Annotated in this window: 17 protein-coding genes; 5 read left to right on the top strand and 12 right to left on the bottom strand. The window is 53.7% G+C overall.

What is annotated here, in order from left to right; genetic code table 11:
- Window positions 1-11: 11 nt before the first annotated feature.
- Window positions 12-767, bottom strand: a complete 756-nt coding sequence (locus HGBM_RS13810) for a gluconate 2-dehydrogenase subunit 3 family protein (protein WP_019121701.1) — start codon at window positions 765-767, stop codon at window positions 12-14.
- Window positions 768-931: 164 nt separating this feature from the next.
- Between HGBM_RS13810 and HGBM_RS27445 the strand changes: the two genes are divergently transcribed.
- Complete coding sequence (locus HGBM_RS27445) at window positions 932-1,693, top strand: hypothetical protein (protein WP_019121702.1); 762 nt, start codon at window positions 932-934, stop codon at window positions 1,691-1,693.
- 39 nt (window positions 1,694-1,732) lie between these two features.
- Here HGBM_RS27445 and pdxR read toward each other — a convergent pair whose 3' ends face one another.
- Window positions 1,733-3,184 carry a MocR-like pyridoxine biosynthesis transcription factor PdxR gene (gene pdxR / locus HGBM_RS13820; protein WP_026074409.1) on the bottom strand — a complete coding sequence of 484 codons (1,452 nt, stop codon included), beginning with the start codon at window positions 3,182-3,184 and terminating at the stop codon, window positions 1,733-1,735.
- A gap of 109 nt (window positions 3,185-3,293) precedes the next feature.
- Here pdxR and HGBM_RS13825 point away from each other — a divergent pair, with 109 nt between their 5' ends.
- Window positions 3,294-3,836, top strand: a complete 543-nt coding sequence (locus HGBM_RS13825) for a pyridoxamine 5'-phosphate oxidase family protein (protein WP_019121704.1) — start codon at window positions 3,294-3,296, stop codon at window positions 3,834-3,836.
- Between the two features lie 78 nt (window positions 3,837-3,914).
- Window positions 3,915-4,664 (top strand): polysaccharide deacetylase family protein, encoded by a 750-nt coding sequence (locus HGBM_RS13830; RefSeq protein WP_019121705.1) that lies wholly within the window; start codon window positions 3,915-3,917, stop codon window positions 4,662-4,664.
- 67 nt (window positions 4,665-4,731) lie between these two features.
- Here HGBM_RS13830 and HGBM_RS13835 read toward each other — a convergent pair whose 3' ends face one another.
- From HGBM_RS13835 to HGBM_RS13865, 7 genes are all read right to left on the bottom strand, one after another.
- On the bottom strand, window positions 4,732-5,439 hold the full coding sequence (locus tag HGBM_RS13835; RefSeq protein ID WP_019121706.1) for an ABC transporter ATP-binding protein: 708 nt from the start codon (window positions 5,437-5,439) through the stop codon (window positions 4,732-4,734).
- Window positions 5,440-5,452: 13 nt separating this feature from the next.
- Window positions 5,453-6,229 (bottom strand): ABC transporter ATP-binding protein, encoded by a 777-nt coding sequence (locus tag HGBM_RS13840; protein ID WP_019121707.1) that lies wholly within the window; start codon window positions 6,227-6,229, stop codon window positions 5,453-5,455.
- A gap of 18 nt (window positions 6,230-6,247) precedes the next feature.
- Entirely contained in the window at window positions 6,248-7,525 is a 1,278-nt protein-coding gene (locus HGBM_RS13845) for a branched-chain amino acid ABC transporter permease (protein ID WP_019121708.1), read from the bottom strand.
- A 10-nt stretch (window positions 7,526-7,535) separates the two neighbouring features.
- On the bottom strand, window positions 7,536-8,483 hold the full coding sequence (locus HGBM_RS13850; protein ID WP_019121709.1) for a branched-chain amino acid ABC transporter permease: 948 nt from the start codon (window positions 8,481-8,483) through the stop codon (window positions 7,536-7,538).
- 254 nt (window positions 8,484-8,737) lie between these two features.
- Window positions 8,738-9,994: a branched-chain amino acid ABC transporter substrate-binding protein gene (locus HGBM_RS13855; protein ID WP_019121710.1), complete on the bottom strand. Its 1,257-nt coding sequence runs from the start codon at window positions 9,992-9,994 to the stop codon at window positions 8,738-8,740.
- A gap of 62 nt (window positions 9,995-10,056) precedes the next feature.
- Window positions 10,057-11,298: a branched-chain amino acid ABC transporter substrate-binding protein gene (locus HGBM_RS13860; protein WP_019121711.1), complete on the bottom strand. Its 1,242-nt coding sequence runs from the start codon at window positions 11,296-11,298 to the stop codon at window positions 10,057-10,059.
- A gap of 29 nt (window positions 11,299-11,327) precedes the next feature.
- Window positions 11,328-12,584, bottom strand: a complete 1,257-nt coding sequence (locus HGBM_RS13865) for a branched-chain amino acid ABC transporter substrate-binding protein (protein WP_019121712.1) — start codon at window positions 12,582-12,584, stop codon at window positions 11,328-11,330.
- Between the two features lie 483 nt (window positions 12,585-13,067).
- On the opposite strand from HGBM_RS13865, the gene HGBM_RS29625 reads away from it, so the two are divergent.
- Complete coding sequence (locus HGBM_RS29625) at window positions 13,068-13,484, top strand: YgaP family membrane protein (RefSeq protein WP_019121714.1); 417 nt, start codon at window positions 13,068-13,070, stop codon at window positions 13,482-13,484.
- Window positions 13,485-13,494: 10 nt separating this feature from the next.
- Window positions 13,495-13,629, top strand: a complete 135-nt coding sequence (locus HGBM_RS32100; protein ID WP_019121715.1) for an EYxxD motif small membrane protein — start codon at window positions 13,495-13,497, stop codon at window positions 13,627-13,629.
- A gap of 96 nt (window positions 13,630-13,725) precedes the next feature.
- Here HGBM_RS32100 and thiC read toward each other — a convergent pair whose 3' ends face one another.
- The 3 genes from thiC to purH all read right to left on the bottom strand — a co-directional run bounded on the left by thiC (window position 13,726) and on the right by purH (window position 18,720).
- Window positions 13,726-15,429: a phosphomethylpyrimidine synthase ThiC gene (gene thiC / locus HGBM_RS13885; RefSeq protein WP_019121716.1), complete on the bottom strand. Its 1,704-nt coding sequence runs from the start codon at window positions 15,427-15,429 to the stop codon at window positions 13,726-13,728.
- 377 nt (window positions 15,430-15,806) lie between these two features.
- Complete coding sequence (gene purD, locus HGBM_RS13890) at window positions 15,807-17,078, bottom strand: phosphoribosylamine--glycine ligase (protein WP_019121717.1); 1,272 nt, start codon at window positions 17,076-17,078, stop codon at window positions 15,807-15,809.
- An 88-nt stretch (window positions 17,079-17,166) separates the two neighbouring features.
- Window positions 17,167-18,720: a bifunctional phosphoribosylaminoimidazolecarboxamide formyltransferase/IMP cyclohydrolase gene (purH, locus tag HGBM_RS13895; RefSeq protein WP_026074411.1), complete on the bottom strand. Its 1,554-nt coding sequence runs from the start codon at window positions 18,718-18,720 to the stop codon at window positions 17,167-17,169.
- Window positions 18,721-18,728 lie beyond the last annotated feature (8 nt).

Raw genomic sequence — 18,728 nt, forward strand, 5'->3', positions numbered from 1 at the left:
CCCCATCGACTCTAGTGTGTAAGATGTTCTCGCAAGCTCACGGGAGGTATTTTCTGGAACTCCTTGTCAATGATATTGGCATAAGACATTTGATTTCCCGGAAAGTTTTTCATTTTCCAGCCAGCCATGTTTTTGTTGCCGCCATACAGCGGATCCGCGTACACACCCTCAAGCGTACTGCTGCGAAGCAAATTGAAAAAACCGCTCGGAGAAATGGTCGTCAAGTTGACCTCATCCTTTTCAAAGGCTGTCAGCACAGCGTCCTGTTCCTCCGGAGCCAGCTCTTCAAATTTTTTCTGATACTTGCTCATACTGTAGTTCTGTATTTCGCGCAGCCCGATATCGAAAATTTCCCTCCGTCTCAGGCGCCCCTGGTATCCTTGTACCTTTTCTCCCTTATAAAAAGGCGGCTGCATGTACTCCCGGGCGTTGAATCCCCATTCCCCGGCCAGCTGGTGATCTATAAAGAAAGCGGCTCCCAACTCACTGGCACCAGGACCGTTCTCATCTTTGGGGAAAATCCGCTCGGTCGCCGCATCGACGATCTTAAATTGCTCCTGGGTAAAGTACATCAAGGCCTGATTGTAGTCCTGTGCGGCAGGCGCTGCCCCAGGCGCGGGCACCGGAGCTGGCGCCTGCGGGTTCGTACGGACAAGACTCCCAACCACGCCGCCAACTATCAATCCTCCGAGGGCATATCCCGTATTCTTTAAGAAATTTCTCCTTGAAACTGGTTGTTGATCGTTTTGTTCTGCTTGATCCGGCATATTCGCCCACCTCCTGATTTAGCTGGAAAAAAGGAATTCAGTGGCAACATCGCTTTTATCTTGTCCAAAAGCGAAAAAGTTACTCCAAAAAAAACCATCGATACAAGTAAAAAGGAAGGGAACGATAATAGCGAGATGCTAACCTAAAAGTTGGAGGTAATGCAATGAAAGCGAAATGGGTACGCCTCGCGATTCCTTCACTCTGTTCCATTATGTTGATCTCCGGCTGCTATACTCATAACGCCGCACAGCCCCCGGCAGGAACGAAGTCGATCACAGGTGCTCCACGCGTCCGGACAGCACCGGCCGCACCGGGAGCTCCAAGAGGACCGGCCCTTCCCGGGAACCACTACGGCAAACCAGTAAACAGGCAGGATGCTGGCGTTATTCCCAGTGAATTCGGTATAAAGACAGAAACGACAAACCGGCATGGCCACAACTTCAGCGGAATGGGTACAGGCGTCTACAGCAGAATCGGCAGTTCCGGCCTGCACGAAGGCGGAGTCTCTTCCCATATCCAATCGAGACTGCATTCTGAAGGCATTGACGGGATAAAAGTGCTTGTCCTCGATGACACGGTGATCCTGGGCCAAGACAAAAAGCACATCTCCGCCCATCGCTATGACCCGATGCAGCATAAACTGTTGAACCCTACGGCGGGGGAATCGGGAAAAGGGGCTAGAACCAGCAGCGATCCGGGAATGGGCACAAAAGGGACGTCCAAAGCAGTCGATCACGACAACCTGGCAGCGGCCCGCGAGCACATTCATTCCCTCTTCGGCTCAGATGTTCGCGTCATGACGGTAACAGGTCGCCCCGCCATCCAAGCGATTGACCGAATCAAAGCAAAGCTGAAATCCGGCTCCGCCTCCCACGCTGAGCTGTCCCGCGATCTTTCCACCATCATGCGATCGGCGAAGAAGTAGTAAAAAGCAAAGGAACTGCCCGGCGTTGGGTAGTTCCTTTTATCTTGCTCGTTGACGTTTGATCAGCGGGCGCCAAACTTTTTCCAGCAACTGTATTCCCGCGGCAATCTCTTCGCTCTTCATCCCGCCAAATCCCAGCAGTATTTGCGGGGGAAGGGTTTCGTATCTGCGGCTGAGCCAGCTTTTCTTGGTCGACTCGACGTGGATGCCGTGCTGCCTGGCGAGTTGTACCAATTCATCAACCGGGGTTTGCGAGGCGATCTCCAGCATGATGTGCAGTCCGGCGTCAATCCCCAAAATGCGTACGCCGTCTCCAAAGCGGCGCTTCACCTCTTGCAGCAGGATATCGTGTTTGCGCTGGTACAGCTTGCGCATCCTGCGCAGGTGCCGTTCCCATTCTCCGGTCTCCATGAACAGCTGCAGTGTCCTCTGATGAATTTTGGAAACTGTCTGTTCGCAGTACATCAAGTGGTTCCGGAATTCTTCCAGTAAATGGGCGGGAACCACCATGTAGCTGACCCGCAGCGAAGGCAGCAGGGACTTGGAAAAAGTGCCGACGTACACGACATTTCCGTCGCTTCCGGCCAATCCCTGCAGCGAAGGGATCGGCCTGCCATGATAGCGAAATTCCCCGTCGTAGTCATCCTCGACGATCAAGCCTCCGCTTTCACAAGCCCACTGCAGCAGCTTTACCCTTTTGGCGATCGGCATGACCATGCCGTACGGATACTGGTGGGACGGCGTCACATAAACCATCCCGGCGCCGCTTTGCTGCAGTTCATCAATGTTTAATCCGTCAGCTTCCAACGAGATCGGACAGACAGAAAATCCGTGCCGTTCGAATACAAAGCGCGCCCCTACATATCCGGGATCTTCCATCGCTACGGTCGGGCCGCTTTTTTTCAACACCTGGCAGAGGATGCCGAGAACGGTCTGCGTTCCTGCGCCGATGATAATTTGTTCCGCAACGCAGGATACCCCGCGGGAATGGTGCAGGTAGTCGGCTATGGCTTTGCGCAGCCCCCACTCCCCCTGGCGAGACCCGTAGGAGAATTCCTCCAGCAGCTCCGCGGCTAAAGCCTGATTGCCCAGCTTCCGCCAAACGTGGACGGGAAAGCTCCTCATGTCGATATTGGATGTGTGAAAATGAAAACGAATCTCTCCAGGCCCCGCTGGCGGATGCCGGTGCTTGTCTGCTTGGGTCTCGACAGGTACTTCTGGTTTTTTTGCTGTCAAAACCCCCTCCAAGGGCACAGCGAAAAACCCGCTTCTCTCCCGACTTTCTATATACCCTTCGGCAACCAGCTGATGATAGGCCAATTCGATTGTCGTCTTGCTCACATGCAGGGACCTGGTCAACTGCCGGACGGACGGCAGCCGGGTGTGGGCAGGTATCTTGCCTGCAACGATCTCCTTTTTTATGTGTTCGTACAGCTGCAGGTACATCGGTTGGCTGCCGGTCTCTTCGATTCTCGGGATCATTTCCAGCATGGTTTTCACGCTCCATCTGACCTGATTGTAGCGATTAAATCTGACCCTTTTCCCCATGTCAGACTTCTTTTATGATAGGGAACAAACAAGCACAAGGAGAAGGATACTTATGAGTTTTAAGCGCCAAACGCTTGAGCAAGAAAAGATTCAACAGTTTCTCCATAACGCCCGGATCGGTCACCTTGGATTATACGACGGCGAGTACCCCTACGTCATCCCGCTTAATTTTGTCTGGTGGAGGGACTCCATCTACTTCCACGGTGCCGACAGCGGAAAAAAGAGTGAATGCATGCAGCGGCATCCCCAGGTCAGTTTCACTGTCAGCGAAGAATACGGTACGTTGGCCGACCCGGTTCCCGGCGATACGGACACGGCCTTTATGAGCGTCATCGTGACAGGCAGAGTGGAGCGCCTGACCGATCTGGATGAAGCGACTGAAGTTCTGCAGCAATTGCTGAACAAATACGTCCCAGGCTACTTTGAATCTCCTTTGGCCAAGCATCACGTGAAAACCTATCGGTCATCGCGGGATTTGGGAGTCACCGTGTTCCGGATCCAAACGGATACGCTTACCGCAAAAGAAAATCCGTTGAAAGAGGGCAAGCTGTTTTATCCGGGACGCACCCAAAAGCAAGACTTGCGCCAGTCCTGACGAATGAAATTCGACTCCTTCCCAATACTAAGCGAAACGAAAGGACGATGATTTCCCTCTTTCGTGAAGGAGGCAGGCATGAAATTATTCATTCGCAAGGCAATACTATCCACTGCTGTTCTGGCCATCCTCTTCTCCCTTGGTACAGAGACCGCCTATACGCGGGAAAAAAATCGCAAGTACTTCGAAGAGCGCGGAGAAGCCGTCTGGGAGGTGCCGACAAACCAAAAGGTGATCGCCCTGACTTTCGATGACGGGCCCAGTCCCGAATATACGCCGCGAATGTTGGATCTGCTGAAGAAGTACGATGCGAAAGCGACATTTTTTGTCGTCGGCTCGCGTGTAAACAAGTACCCGGAGCTGGTACGGCGGGAAATAACAGAAGGGCATGAAGTCGCCAACCACACATACAACCATAAATACTTCACTCGGATGACGCCGGACTCCATCAAAAAAGAGATAAAACTGGCCGAAGACGCCATCGTCAAAGCGACCAATCTGCGCCCGCGTCTCTTCCGTCCCCCCGGCGGCATCTACAACGAAACCATCATCAACAGCGCCAAAGAGCTGGATTACCTGGTTGTGATGTGGTCATGGCATCAGGATACGCGCGACTGGAGAAATCCGGGGGTCAAACGAATCGTGGGCAAAGTGCTGAACAACGCCCGAAAAGGAGATATCGTCCTGTTTCACGATCACGGCGGCAAACGGGAACAGACGATCAAGGCACTGGAACAGATCCTGCCTGAGCTGACGCGGAGGGGCTACAGCTTTGTCACTGTATCCGATTTGCTGCAGCTGCGCAGCAATCTGAAAGTGGACAATTGAGCAGAAACCCTTTTGTCGCCCAAAAAAACCGATGAATCTCGGCGGATTCATCGGTTTTTCCTGTCGATTATGCCAGATAAGCTTCGCGCACCTGCGGATTGGAGAGCAACGCCTTCGCTTCTTCCTGCAGGATGATTTCTCCCGTCTGAATGACATAGCCCCGATTCGCCACCGAAAGCGCCTGGTTGGCGTTTTGTTCGACCAGCAGGATCGTCATGCCTTCCTGGTTCATCTCGGTGATGATGTGGAAAATTTGTTCGACCAAAATGGGCGCCAAACCCATCGAAGGCTCGTCCAGCATCAAAATTTTCGGCCGCATCATCAACCCGCGGGCGATCGCCAGCATCTGCTGTTCGCCTCCGGACATCGTTCCGCCCTTCTGATTGATCCTCTCTTTCAGCCGGGGAAAGTAGTGAAAAGCAAGTTCAAAGCCTTCGTCGATGACTTTTTTATCCTTTACCCCGAAAGCGCCCATCTCCAGGTTTTCCTTTACGGTAAGCTTCGGAAAAATGCGGCGCCCTTCCGGAACATGTGCGATCCCCGAGGCGGCAATTTCGTGGGTTTTTAATTGGGTGATTTCCTTGCCGTTAAACAGCACCTTTCCTTCGCGGGCACGCGCTTGGCCGCATATCGTTTTGAGGGTGGTTGACTTGCCGGCTCCGTTCGAACCGATCAAGGTAACGATCTCCCCCGGCTCTACTTTTATGCTCAGCCCCTTTAGAGCGTGGATCCCGCCGTAATAGGTGTGTACATTTTGCAATTCTAACAGTGCCATCGCTTTTCCCCCCTTACGACGCTTCCGAAGTGCTCTTGCCGAGGTATGCTTCGATCACTCGTTGATTATTGCGGATTTCGTCAGGTGTGCCTTCCGCAATTTTACGGCCGTAATCCAGAACGTGGATGTACTCGCTCAGTCCCATGACCAGCTTCATGTCGTGCTCGATCAGGATGATCGTCAGGCCAAGTTCGTTGCGGAGCTTGCGGATAAAGTCTGTCATCTCAACCGTTTCCCTCGGGTTCATGCCGGCTGCCGGTTCGTCGAGCAGAATGATTTTGGGATTGGTGGCGAGTGCCCGGGCGATCTCCAGGCGGCGCTGAATCCCGTAGGGAAGGCTTCCTGCCGCTTCGTTCGCCACATCGGCAATGCCTACGTACTCTAGCAGTTGATAGGCTTCCACCCGGGAGCGCTCTTCCTCCTGCCGCACCCGTTTTAGATTGAACAAAATACCCAGTATCCCGGCCGACAAACGGCTGTGAACGCCCACCATGACATTCTCCAGAGCCGTCATCTGTTTAAACAGGCGAATATTTTGAAACGTGCGGGTAATCCCGCGCCCGGCGATTTTGTCAGGCCTAAGCCCTTTGATGCTCTTCCCGTCAAACAGGATATCTCCCTCATCCGGCTCATAAAAGCCCGTGATCATATTGAAAAACGTCGTCTTCCCCGCACCGTTGGGGCCGATGACAGCGGTAATCGAACCGTCTTCGATCTTTACCGTCACATCTTCATTTGCGACCAGACCGCCAAACCGTTTGGTCAAGCCGTTCGCTTCCAGTATCGCCATTTCGATTCCTCCCCTGACTTATTTCTCGCTTGCGCTTCTGGACAAGATCCCAAGCTTTTCCCTGGCGTACGGGCTGTTCTTAATGGCGTCGATGTCGTTTTTATTCCGCTTCGCCGGGATGAGCCCATTGGGACGGAACAAGGCGACAAGTACCAGCAAGAGGCCAAAGATAAGCCGTTGGAACTTTGACGGATCCAACTGGCTTGGCAGGTTGATGACGCCCGCTGCTTGCAGTGAATGCAGGAAATTGGAGAACTCCTTTAACAATTGGACTTGGAGGACGGTGACGAACGCAGCCCCGAGCACGACGCCGGGAATACTGCCCATTCCGCCGAGGATGACCATGACAAGGATCGAAAACGATTCCATCAGCGTAAACGAGGTAGGGTCGATAAATGTCTGCTTGGCGGCGAATATGACTCCGACAACCCCGGCAAAAGAAGCGCCGGTGGCAAAGGCGGCCAGCTTCGTGTGCAACAGGGAAATCCCCATCGACTGGGCGGCCAGTTCATCCTCCCTGATCGCGATCCAAGCCCGGCCCAACCGGGAGTGCTCAAAGCGGACGTTTGCCAGCACGATCAAGGCAATACAAAACAAGACGATAAAGTAGAAGTAAAACGGCTTGTTCAACGCGAAGCCGAACAGCTCCGGCGAGGCGATCGGGGTAAGTCCCTGCGGACCGTTTGTAATGTTGACGGGCTTGTCGAGGTTGTTGAACACGATTCGAATAATCTCTCCAAAGCCCAGCGTTACGATCGCCAGGTAGTCCCCTTTGACCCGCAGCACAGGCAAGCCCAGCAGGATTCCAAACAAGGCGGCGACGAGCAGACCGACGAGCAAAAACGGCCAAAACCATTCTCCGCTGAGCGGAAACAGGTTTCCCTCGATGAAGTTATTCGCCTGTGACGTTGCAAAAATCCCGTAAGCGTAAGCCCCGGCTGCAAAGAAAGCGACATAGCCGAGGTCGAGCAGGCCGGCAAACCCGACGACGATGTTGAGGCCGAGCGCCATCGCCACGTATATCCCTACCTGCGAAGCAACCTCCATGTAGTAGCGGTTCTCACCGGCTACCAGCGGGATGATCAGCAGCAGGATAGCCCCGCCGAGCACTAATCTCATCCATTTGGGCGAATCGGTATAGTAGACGAAGATGATCGAAAACAGCACACCCATAAAAGCGATAACCGACTGATCCAGTACTTTTAGGGCGATCGAAAAAGCGATGACCCAAACGATCGTAAACCACAGCGGAATTTTCCGATCCTTAAAAAATCCTTTTACTGGTATTTTAGCCATTTTGTCTCACCTACACTTTCTCTTTTACCGCTTCGCCAAACAGGCCTTCCGGTTTGAACAGAAGCACGAGAATCAAAATCGAAAACGCGATGACGTCCTTGTATTCCGCACCGAAAGCGCCATTTGTCAGCTGTCCCATATAGGCGCCGGCAAGCGACTCGACCAGCCCGATGACAACCCCGCCAAACATCGCCCCCTTGATGTTTCCGATACCGCCCAGAACAGCAGCCGTAAAAGCTTTCATCCCGAGAATAAAGCCGATGAACGGGTCAATCGAACCGTAGTTTTGCGCGAACAGAACACCAGTGGCGCCACCGAGGCTGGAGCCGATCAGAAAGGTAAGCATAATTACTTTGTCTACGTTTATAGTCATCAGCGAAGCCGTCGATTGGTCCTGCGAAACGGCCCGCATGGCGATTCCCCACTTCGACTTGCTAATAAATAAACTTAAACCAACCATCATTGCGATCGCGATGACGATGATCACAATCGACTTTGAAGGGATTTGTGCAAACCCCAAGTCAAATTTCCCGGTAAATAATTGCGGACCGTTCAGGATAAATGCGTTGCGTGCGATTGCTTCCGTAAACCGGACAAGGTCCTGCAGCAAAAATGAAACACCAATTGCGGAAATGAGTGGAACGAGCCTGGGAGCGTTACGAAGCGGCCGATAGGCTACACGTTCGATCGTAATACCCAAGAGGCCGGTAATCGCCATCGATATGATCAGCGTGATGAGGAAAGCGACAAATGGATTCATTCCCTCCAATGCTCCGAGTGAATCCGTGATCAGCAGAACTTCCGTCCCGACAAACGCACCCACCATGAAAATTTCCCCGTGGGCAAAGTTGATAAATTCCAGAATCCCGTAAACCATCGTATAACCCAATGCTACAACGGCATACATAAAACCAAGTGTTAGACCGTCAATCAATACTTGTGGCAGCATGCTAAGCATTGTTTGTTCCCCCTCGCTCCTTTGTTAACTTGTATGGCAAGTCCATCCTATCTCCAAAAAGAAGGGGCGAACACCCGACGTGTCGCCCCCAAATGGATGAGGCTAAGCAAAAGCTTTCATTGAAGTAACACTCGATGTTCACGTAATCTGCTAGATAGCTTTTTGGCTGACAAAAGCAGCGAAGTACTTCTGCCAGTTAGGATCAACCTCTTGAGACCGATCTCTTGATCTCTATTGAGAGGGGTTCAAACAGCTTACTCAACTCTTTCAACGTACTCCGCTTTTCCGTTGTTTACCTTCCAGATGAATACGTCGGCATATTCGTTGTCGCCTTTTTCATCAAACGTCACTTTGATGAATTTTCCCTGGAAATCCTTCGTGCTGTGGACGGCCTCCAACACTTGTTCGCGCGTTGGCTTCTTGCCTCCGTTGGCTTCAATCGCCCTCTTCAGCCCGTCCAGCATGACGTTCATCGCATCAAATCCGTAGACGGAGTAGTTTTCTGCGTTCTTGCCCATTGCTGCCTTGTAGTCCTCCTGCCACTTTTTCCCGTCATCCGTACCGGAAATGTCGCCGGTGATCGAGGTGTACAGGATTCCTTCCGCAGCCGCTCCGGCAATCTTGATCAATTCAGGCGAATCAAGTCCGTCTCCACCCATGAAGTACCCCTCAAAGCCCTTGTCGCGAGCTTGTTTCGCGAGGATTCCGCCTTCCGGATAGATCCCTCCGAAGTAAATCATATCCGGCTTTTTGGAAACCGCTTGGTTGAGAACCGCGCTGTAGTCCTTTTCTCCCTGGGTAATGCCGTCGTACCCAAGCACTTGAACGCCGCCCTTTTCAAAGGTGGCCTTCGCTTGATCGGCCAGCCCCTGTCCGTATGCGGTCTTGTCGTGAATGAAGAAGACTGACTTGACCCCAAGCTTTTCCATCGCGTACTTCGCGCCTTTCGGACCCTGCTGGTCGTCACGGGCACAGATGCGGTGAACCGCCTTTCTTCCTTCCTCCGTCAGTTGAACCCCGGTACTGCCCGGCGAGATCATCGCCAAGCTGGCCGAGTCGTACTTCGCGGAAGCGGGAATGGACACGCCCGTGTTGTAATGCCCCACTACCCCTAACACGTCTGGGTTGGAGACGAGCATTTCCGCGTTTGTCACCCCTTGTTTCGGATCGGCTTGGTCGTCCTGAGGGAACAACTGCAGGTCAAAGCCCATTTTTTTAAATTCATCCTGCTGCAGTTTTAAAGCGTATTCGGCACCTGTCTTCAAAGAATCGCCGACGTTTGACTGCTGTCCCGACAGCGGAGTCTGGGTTGCAATCAGGATTTTCTCCAGCGTGCCGCCCGAAGCCGCCTGGCCGCTTCCCCCTGATGAAGCGGAAGACTCCCCTCCACTAGAAGAAGCAGGTTCGCTTCCGCCTCCACCGCTGCTGCTACCACCTCCTCCGCAACCGGCTAAGGCCATTCCGACAGCTAGAACTGCACTGAGAATTCCTAGATGAGTCCGCTTTTTCATTTGTAAATCCCCCTATTTCTATATGAAATTAGTAAATCAGCAAATCAGGAAAATCAGTCAGCCTAGTCTATGATGCCTACATATGCGGTTCTCTCTTTCCCGTATTTGTAAACAAAAATATCGGCAAACGTGTTATCCCCTTTTTCATCGAAGCTGACCTTGGAGAATTCACCTTGAAAATCTTTTGTCTTATGCACGGACGCTAGAACCTGCTCACGGCTCGGCTTCTTCCCGCCGTTTGCTTTCATGGCCTCCAATATGCCGTTCAACAGAACATTCGTCGAGTCAAAAGCGTATACGGCATACGTTTCCGGCTTCTTGCCCATTGTTTTTTCGTAGTCCGCAACCCACTGTTTTCCCTGCTCGGTCTGTGTTACGTCTCCTGCGGCAGTAGTAAATATGACTCCTTCAATGGCTGGGCCTGCTATGCGATACGTCTCCGAAGAGTCGATCGCATCGCCTCCCATGAAAATTCCGGCAAAGCCCTTGTCTCGCCCCTGTTTGACCAATATGCCCGCTTCGGCATAGGTTGTCCCCATGTACACCATGTCAGGCTTTTTGGCAGTGACCTGATTCAGCATGGCGCTGTAGTCTTTTTCTCCCGGGGTTACCCCCTCATAGCCCAGCACCTTCACGCCATCCTGCTCAAACTGCGCCTTCACCTGGCCGGACAAGCCTTGGCCGTAGGCTGTTTTGTCATGGATGATAAAAACACTCTTTACCCCGAGCTGTTTTTGGGCGTATTTGGCTGCTTTCGGTCCTTGCTGATCGTCCCGGGCGCAAATCCGGTGAACGACCTTTCGCCCTTCCTCTGTCAACTGAACACCTGTATTGGTCGGGGAAATCATCACCAGATGCGCAGATTCGTACTTGACCGAAGCCGGTATCGACACCCCTGTATTCAGGTGGCCGATTACGCCCAGCACGGCGGGATTGGCGATCAACAGTTCGGCATTGGCTACGCCCTGCTTCGGATCGGCCTGGTCGTCCTGGGGGAAAAGCTGCAGGTCAAAGCCCAGTTGTTTGAACTCCTCCTGCTTTAGCTTGATTGCATACTCAGCCCCGCTCTTGATCGTATCGCCAAGATTGGACAGCGGCCCGGACAGCGGGCTCTGGGTCGCGACCAGGATCTTGTTGTTGCCCGCTGCCGTATTTTCCGCCTGTGCCGTCGCCTCCGGCCCTGCCCCTGCCGTCGCGGTGCCGCTTTCGGTTACGCCGCCGACGGTGCCGCATCCGGCAAGGGTCAAACCCATGATGGCTGCCGCCGCCAGCAGGCTGATTCGGCTCTGCTTCGCTCTGCTCATCTCTGCTCAGCTCCGCTTTCTTTTGTTTTTTATTGCTGTACTTGGCCTACGTAAACCTTTTGACCGTTTTCAAACTTGTAGACGAATACTTGCGCAAATGAGTTGTCACCTTTTTCATCAAATCCGACTTTCATAAACTTGCCTTGGAAGTCGTTTACTTTCTTCAGCGCCTCAACGACCTGCTCGCGCGTTGGCTTATTGCCGTTGTTGGCTTTGATCGCTTCTTCAACCCCATGCAGCACGGTATTCATCGCGTCATAGCCCAAAGAGGTGAAAATACCAACCTTTTTACCGGTATTTTTTTCAAATTCTTCTACCCACTTCTTGCCTTCTTCAGTCGCACTTACATCTCCGACTGTCGAGGTATAGATAACCCCGTCAGCCGCTTTTCCGGCTATTTTCACCATTTCGTCGGAGTCGAGTCCGTCAGCACCCATGAACCCGCCCTCGTAGCCTTTCTCGCGAAGCTGCTTGATCAGGATCCCGCCTTCGGCGTAGTAGCCGCCGAAGTAGACCAAATCCGGCTTTTTGGCGACAATCTGGTTGACGATGGCGCTGTAGTCTTTTTCGCCGGCAGTGATGCCTTCGTAACCTACGAGCTCAACGCCGCCGTCCTTTTCGACCTGCGCTTTTACCTGTTCAGCCAAGCCCTGGCCGTACGCTTGTTTGTCATGCAGGACAAACAGCTTCTTCACATTTAATTGGTTTTTGGCGTAGACAGCCGCTTGCGAGCCCTGGGCGTCGTCACGGGCACAGACGCGGAAGACCACCTTTTTGCCCTCTTCCGTAAGCTGGATACCGGTTGCCGAAGGAGCGACCATCGCCAACCCTTCCTGATCGTATTTTACGGAAGCTGAAATAGCGGCACCTGTCGTAACGTGGCCGACGACTGCCAGGACGTCTTTATTTGTAATGGCCGCTTCCGCCGCAGCAACTGCCTGCTTGGGATCTGCCTGATCGTCCTGCGGGAGCAGTTCAAGGTCAAATCCGAGCTTTTTAAAATCTTCCTTCCTGTTGCTTAGGGCGTATTCGGCACCCTCCTTTGCCGTTTCACCGTAAGCCGAGTTCGGTCCGGACAGCGGTCCGATCGAAGCGATCACGATTTTGCCTCCGGCCTTTTCCCCCGCTGACGCTTCACTGCCTGATCCGCTTCCGCTGTTTGCCGGCGGCGCTGCCTCGCCACTGTTGTTGCTGGCAGTGTTGCTCGCACTGTTGCCGCATCCGGCCAGCGCAGTTCCCAGCGCCAGCAATCCGGCCAAAAATGCAAATTTCATCCGTTTTTTCATGCCCGTAGATTCCCCCCTGTTTTTTTACAATTGCTTATTTTCGCCCTTCTGCCCTTATGCGACCAGAGTCGCATTATGGCGAAACGCAGCTAGGCTCTGTACTTATTTTAGAATAAATAAGAAAATTTACAAGAGAAAAATTATTTTTGTAATAACATTAATTTCCAGTTAAAATGGAAATATCGCGGACAAACCATATCTTTTACACTTTTACGTATGAAAAAAATAGTTTATCCATCAGCTATTTTGAACATTTCAACCCTGAATGAAGAACCGGAACGAATTACCCGGAAATCGGTAATATCGTAAAATGACTTTGCCATTGCTGCTTCAAACTCGTACGACAAGAGGCAATAGTTTTTCAATTCCGCCTTTTTCACTTCCATCATAACGACTTTCTCGCATTTTGAACAGACAAAAATTCCCTTGGCTGTTTTTTATTTTAGGGTGCAAACTACTAACTGAAAAAGGGAGGGAAAGTTTATGCAAAAAAACGTCGGTACCCTTGACGCGTATCTGCGCATTATGTTTGGAATTTTGGGCCTTGCTTACGGGGTGGGCAGAATGGCCCGTCGGCCTCACCGCACTCCATGGATCCTCATGATGCTTTCCGCGATGAAGGTGGCTGAAGGAGTCACCCGGTACTGTCCGATGCTGAAGGCCATGGGCATCAATACGCGCCAGCCGCGGCAAATGCAGCTCGGCAGCATCCTGAGCCGCATTACCCCGGGCAAAGGCGAAGAAAAAACCGATTCATCCGGCTCTCACAAAGCGGAAAGACAATACGAAAGAACGGAATCCCGTCACCGCGAGTCTGACCATCAGGAGCATGCCCCGTCGGCAAGACGCTCTTCAGAGGATTACCGGCAGAGCGAACACCTGCATCCCATGTACCCATAGGAGGTGTTGAATGATGGGCATGGTAGGGCCGCCGATTTACGAATGGATCACGCACAACTTGTTTGTGATTGTCCTGATCGTTGCTGTGGTTGCCGTACTGATCTACGGCTTTGCCGTTGGACGAAAAAAGGGGTGGTACCGCTAATGCAGCGATCCACCCCTTTTTTACCGTCATTGCACAGCCCCGGGACAGGCTGCTGATCATCGGTCCCTGCTCCGCTCGGGCGCTCTCTTCCGGTTTTTATTTATAAATGACGCTGCCTCCTTCGATGAACTCGCGCGACTTCTGCTTGTAGCCTTCTTCGATCTCGCGCATCTCTTCTTCGCTGAGCCGCCCGCGAATCTCCTGGGTAATTTTCATGCTGCAAAACTTCGGACCGCACATGGAGCAAAAATGGGCGGTCTTGGCCCCTTCTGCCGGCAGTGTCTCATCGTGGTACTCGGCGGCGCGGCTCGGATCGAGCGACAGGTTGAACTGGTCGCGCCAGCGGAATTCGAATCTGGCTTTGGACAGCGCGTCGTCCCGCTGCTGGGCCCGCGGATGTCCTTTGGCCAGGTCGGCGGCGTGGGCGGCGATCTTGTAGGCGATAATCCCTTCGCGCACATCGTTTTTATTCGGCAGGCCCAAATGCTCCTTCGGCGTCACATAGCAGAGCATGGCGGTGCCAAACCAGCCGATCATAGCAGCGCCGATCGCCGATGTGATGTGATCATAGCCCGGCGCAATGTCGGTCGTCAGCGGTCCAAGCGTGTAAAACGGCGCCTCCTGGCAAATCTCCATCTGCTTATCCACGTTTTCCTTGATCTTGTGCATCGGCACATGACCCGGCCCCTCGATCATCACCTGCACATCGTGCTTCCAGGCGATTTTGGTCAGCTCGCCCAGCACCTCCAGCTCGGCGAACTGCGCTTCGTCATTGGCGTCGGCGATCGAGCCGGGCCGCAAGCCGTCGCCAAGCGAAAAGGAGATGTCGTATGCCTTCATGATTTCACAGATCTCTTCAAAATGCGTGTACAGGAAGTTTTCCTGATGGTGGGCCAGACACCACGACGCCAGAATCGAGCCGCCGCGGGAAACGATGCCTGTCACCCGTTTGGCTGTCAAGTGGATATGGCGCAGCAGCACTCCCGCATGAATCGTAAAGTAGTCGACCCCCTGCTCTGCCTGCTCGATCAACGTGTCGCGATAAATCTCCCAGGTCAGGTCCTCCACGACGCCATTCACTTTCTCCAGCGCCTGATAAATCGGCACGGTTCCCACCGGCACCGGCGAATTGCGGATGATCCATTCGCGTGTTTCGTGAATGTTTTTGCCTGTGGACAAATCCATGATCGTATCGGCCCCCCAGTAGGTGGCCCAGACCATTTTCTCCACTTCTTCCTCAATCGAAGAGGTGACGGAGGAATTGCCGATGTTGGCGTTGATTTTCACGTGGAAATTGCGGCCGATGATCATCGGCTCACTCTCGGGATGGTTAATGTTCGAAGGAATGATCGCCCGCCCCTCAGCCACTTCCTTGCGCACGAATTCCGCCTCGACTCCTTCGCGGATCGCGATAAACTCCATTTCCGGCGTGATGATGCCCTGTCTGGCATAGTGCATCTGTGTCACATTCTTGCCCGGCTTGGCGCGGAGCGCCCTTCCCTGCTGCCCCTCGTACTCGATTGTATCGTTTCGCTCCAGAATCCACGCCTTGCGCAGCGGCGCCAATCCCTTGTGGATGTCGACTGTCACCGTCTCATCCGTATAGACGCCGCTCGTATCATACAGGCGAACAGGGGGGGTTTGCACCTCTTCGCCTGACATCGTTCTGCTCGGGTGCAGCGTCACTTCACGCATGGGTACGCGCAGGTCCGGCCTTGTGCCTTCTACATATACCTTTCTGCTCGCCGGATAGCTGCGCGGGGTGGCGACTTGAAGCCGTGCTTGCTGATTTTTGTTCATAAAAAATACCTCCTCTGCATTTTTTGACGGATACATGCAGACGGAGGCACGACAAAGAAAAGCAAAGACCGCTTGCTTGGGTAGCAAGAGCGGCCAGTTAAGAACATACGTCAATGCATGTCATGTGTTCGTGTACGTTCCTCCGCTGGCATTATCCAGTTCAGGTTTGACGGTCGACGGCAGCATAGCCATCCTCTCAGCCTGGTTCCCCAAGCTCCCGTGTCGATTGCGTGTGAAGTTGTATACCTTTACGCTATCACACCATGTAAAATGATGCAACGTTCAATTTTGCGCAGTGGCCGCGGTTCTTATCTGCAGTTTTTTCCGTCGGCCGAAAAAAGGGGTGGTACCGCTGCTCATGCAGCGATCCACCCTTTTTACCGTTGCTTGCGCAGCCCCGAAGCTGCGATATCCGTGCGAAAATGCTTTCCTTCAAATGAAATGCGGTCGACTGCCGCATAGGCGGCATCCCGCGCTTCGGCGAGCGACCCTGCGATCCCCGTCACTCCCAAAACGCGTCCGCCGTCTGTCACCATGCCTTTTTCCGTCTGTTTCGTTCCGGCGTGAAAGACCACCTGCCCGTCGGTCTCGGCCCCGATCCCCTCGATCACGGCTCCCTTTGGGTATTTTCCCGGATAGCCCGGTGCTGCCATCACCACGCATACGGCGCTCTCCTGCTTCCAGGCGATCTCGATGGAAGACAGCTCTCCATTTATGACGGCGATCAAAATATCTACGAGATCCGTTTCGAGCAGGGGGAGAACGGCCTGGGTCTCCGGGTCTCCAAAACGGGCGTTGAACTCCACCACCTTGGGCCCTTCTGCTGTAATCATCAGGCCGGTATAGAGCACGCCGCGGAACGGAATCCCTTCCTTGACCATGCCGGCAGCAATCGGTTTGACGATCGTCTCGACAATCTCGTCAACGAGCTTCCCGGACAGGTGCGGAACCGGGGCATAACTGCCCATTCCGCCCGTATTGGGTCCCTTGCCGCCATCGTAGACCGCTTTGTGATCCTGCGAGGTGATCATCGGCTTGACTGTCTCGCCGTCGACGAAAGCGAGCAGGGTAAGCTCCTCGCCGCTCATGTATTCCTCGACGATCACTCGCGATCCCGCCTGCCCAAACTCAGACCCTTGCATGATCTGATGCAGGGCCGCTTGCGCTTCGGCCTGGGTGCCTGCAATGACGACACCTTTGCCCGCTGCAAGCCCGTCAGCCTTGATGACGATCGGAACCTCTTGCTCTTTAACGTAAGCCAATGCCGACTGGTAGTCGATAAACGACTCGTAACGGGCTGTCGGAACCCCGTAGCGCTTCATCAGGCACTTGGCAAAAGACTTGCTCCCCTCGATCATAGCCGCTTTCGCACTCGGTCCAAAGATGGGCAGACTGCGCTGTTGAAAGAAGTCTACAATTCCCGCCAGCAGCGGACCTTCCGGGCCGACTACTGTCAAATCAATGCCTTCTTCTTTGACAAATTGGGCAAGAGCGGCGAAGTCGTGCACGGGAATCGGCACATTGACGGCAAGCTGTGCCGTACCGCCGTTGCCTGGCGCACAGTAGAGCTTTTCTACTTTCGGACTTTGTGCCAACTTCCATAAAATGGCGTGCTCACGGCCGCCGCTTCCTACCACCAGTACGTTCATCCATCTCTCTCCCTTGTGAGGTGGCTCGAAAAGTTTGTTGCCTCTCTTTTTTCGAGCTCATGATTTTACCGCGACAGAAGAAGCTTCTCTAATGCTTGAAATGGCGCACACCGGTGAAGACCATCGCGATGCCAAACCGGTTGCATGCGTCGATCGAGTCCTGATCCCGTACCGAGCCGCCCGGTTGAATGATCGCTGTCACCCCGGCTTTTGCCGCTGCCTCGACCGTATCGGGCATCGGGAAAAAGGCGTCCGAGGCGAGTACCGCCCCCCTGCTTTTTTCTCCCGCCTGTTCGATGGCAATCTGTGCCGAACCGACGCGGTTCATCTGACCGGCGCCAATCCCTACCGTCATATTCTCTTTGGCAAGCACGATCGCGTTCGACTTGACATGCTTTACCACGCTCCATGCGAAGGCCAGTTGGCTCAGTTCATCCGGGCTTGGACAGCGTTCGGTGACGACCTTCAGATCGCCTTGGGACTGCTGGTTGCTATCGTACTCTTGAACCAGCGCTCCTCCTTTGACCGATGTCAGGCGGAAACCGGCTGCAAGCGGGGACTGCTCCTTCGCTTTTCCTTCACCCAAGACCAGCAGACGCAGGTTCTTCTTCTGCTGCAAGATCGCGAGGGCTTCCGGGGTAAAGGAAGGCGCCAAGATAATTTCCAGGAAGGTCTCCTTGAGCAGCAGCGCCGTCTCCTCGTCGATCGGTCGGTTCGCAGCCACAATCCCGCCAAAAATAGAGACGGGATCTGCTTCAAACGCCTTACGGTAGGCCTCTGCAATGCTCGCTCCGACGCCGACGCCGCATGGATTGGTGTGTTTGACGGCGACGACGGCCGGCTCGGAAAATTCCCGGACGATGGCCAGTGCAGCGTCAGCGTCATTGATGTTGTTGTAAGAAAGCTCTTTTCCGTGGAGCTGCTTGGCTGCCGCAATCGTCCCTTCCTCCGCCAGTGGATCCCGGTAAAAAGCAGCACGCTGATGGGGGTTCTCCCCGTAGCGCAGCGCCTGGGCCCGTTCATAGGTGACGGTGTAGCTCTCCGGCAGCGACTCGCCTACCTGTTCGCTTAAATAGCGGGAAATCAGCGCGTCGTAGGCTGCAGTGTGGCGGAATACCTTGGCCGCCAAACGGCGCCGCGTTTCCAATGCGGTGTCCCCGGTTGCTGCGATTTCATCCAGAATCTGGCCGTAGTCTGCCGCATCCACCGCCACCGTGACAAAAGCGTGATTCTTTGCCGCCGAACGAAGCATCGCGGGTCCGCCGATGTCTATGTTTTCAATCGCTTCCGCAAAACTGACATCCTTCTTTGCAATTGTCTGCTTAAAAGGATAAAGGTTTACGACGACTAAATCAATTGGTTCAATGTGTAAATCGGCTAACTGACGTCGGTGGGTCTCGTCGTCACGCACTGCCAACAGGCCGCCGTGAATGTGAGGATGCAGAGTCTTTACGCGTCCGTCGAGAATCTCCGGGAATCCGGTAACGTCTGATATCCCGGTAACCGGCACCCCGGCCTCCCGCAGCATGCCGGCCGTCCCGCCTGTTGAAATGATTTCAATTCCCAGCTCGGACAAGCGGCGCGCGAACTCGACGATTCCTGTCTTGTCTGATACGCTGATTAAGGCTTTTTTGATTCCCACCTGTAAAA

The organism is Brevibacillus massiliensis (assembly GCF_000311785.1).
Taxonomy (GTDB): Bacteria; Bacillota; Bacilli; order Brevibacillales; family Brevibacillaceae; genus Brevibacillus_C; species Brevibacillus_C massiliensis.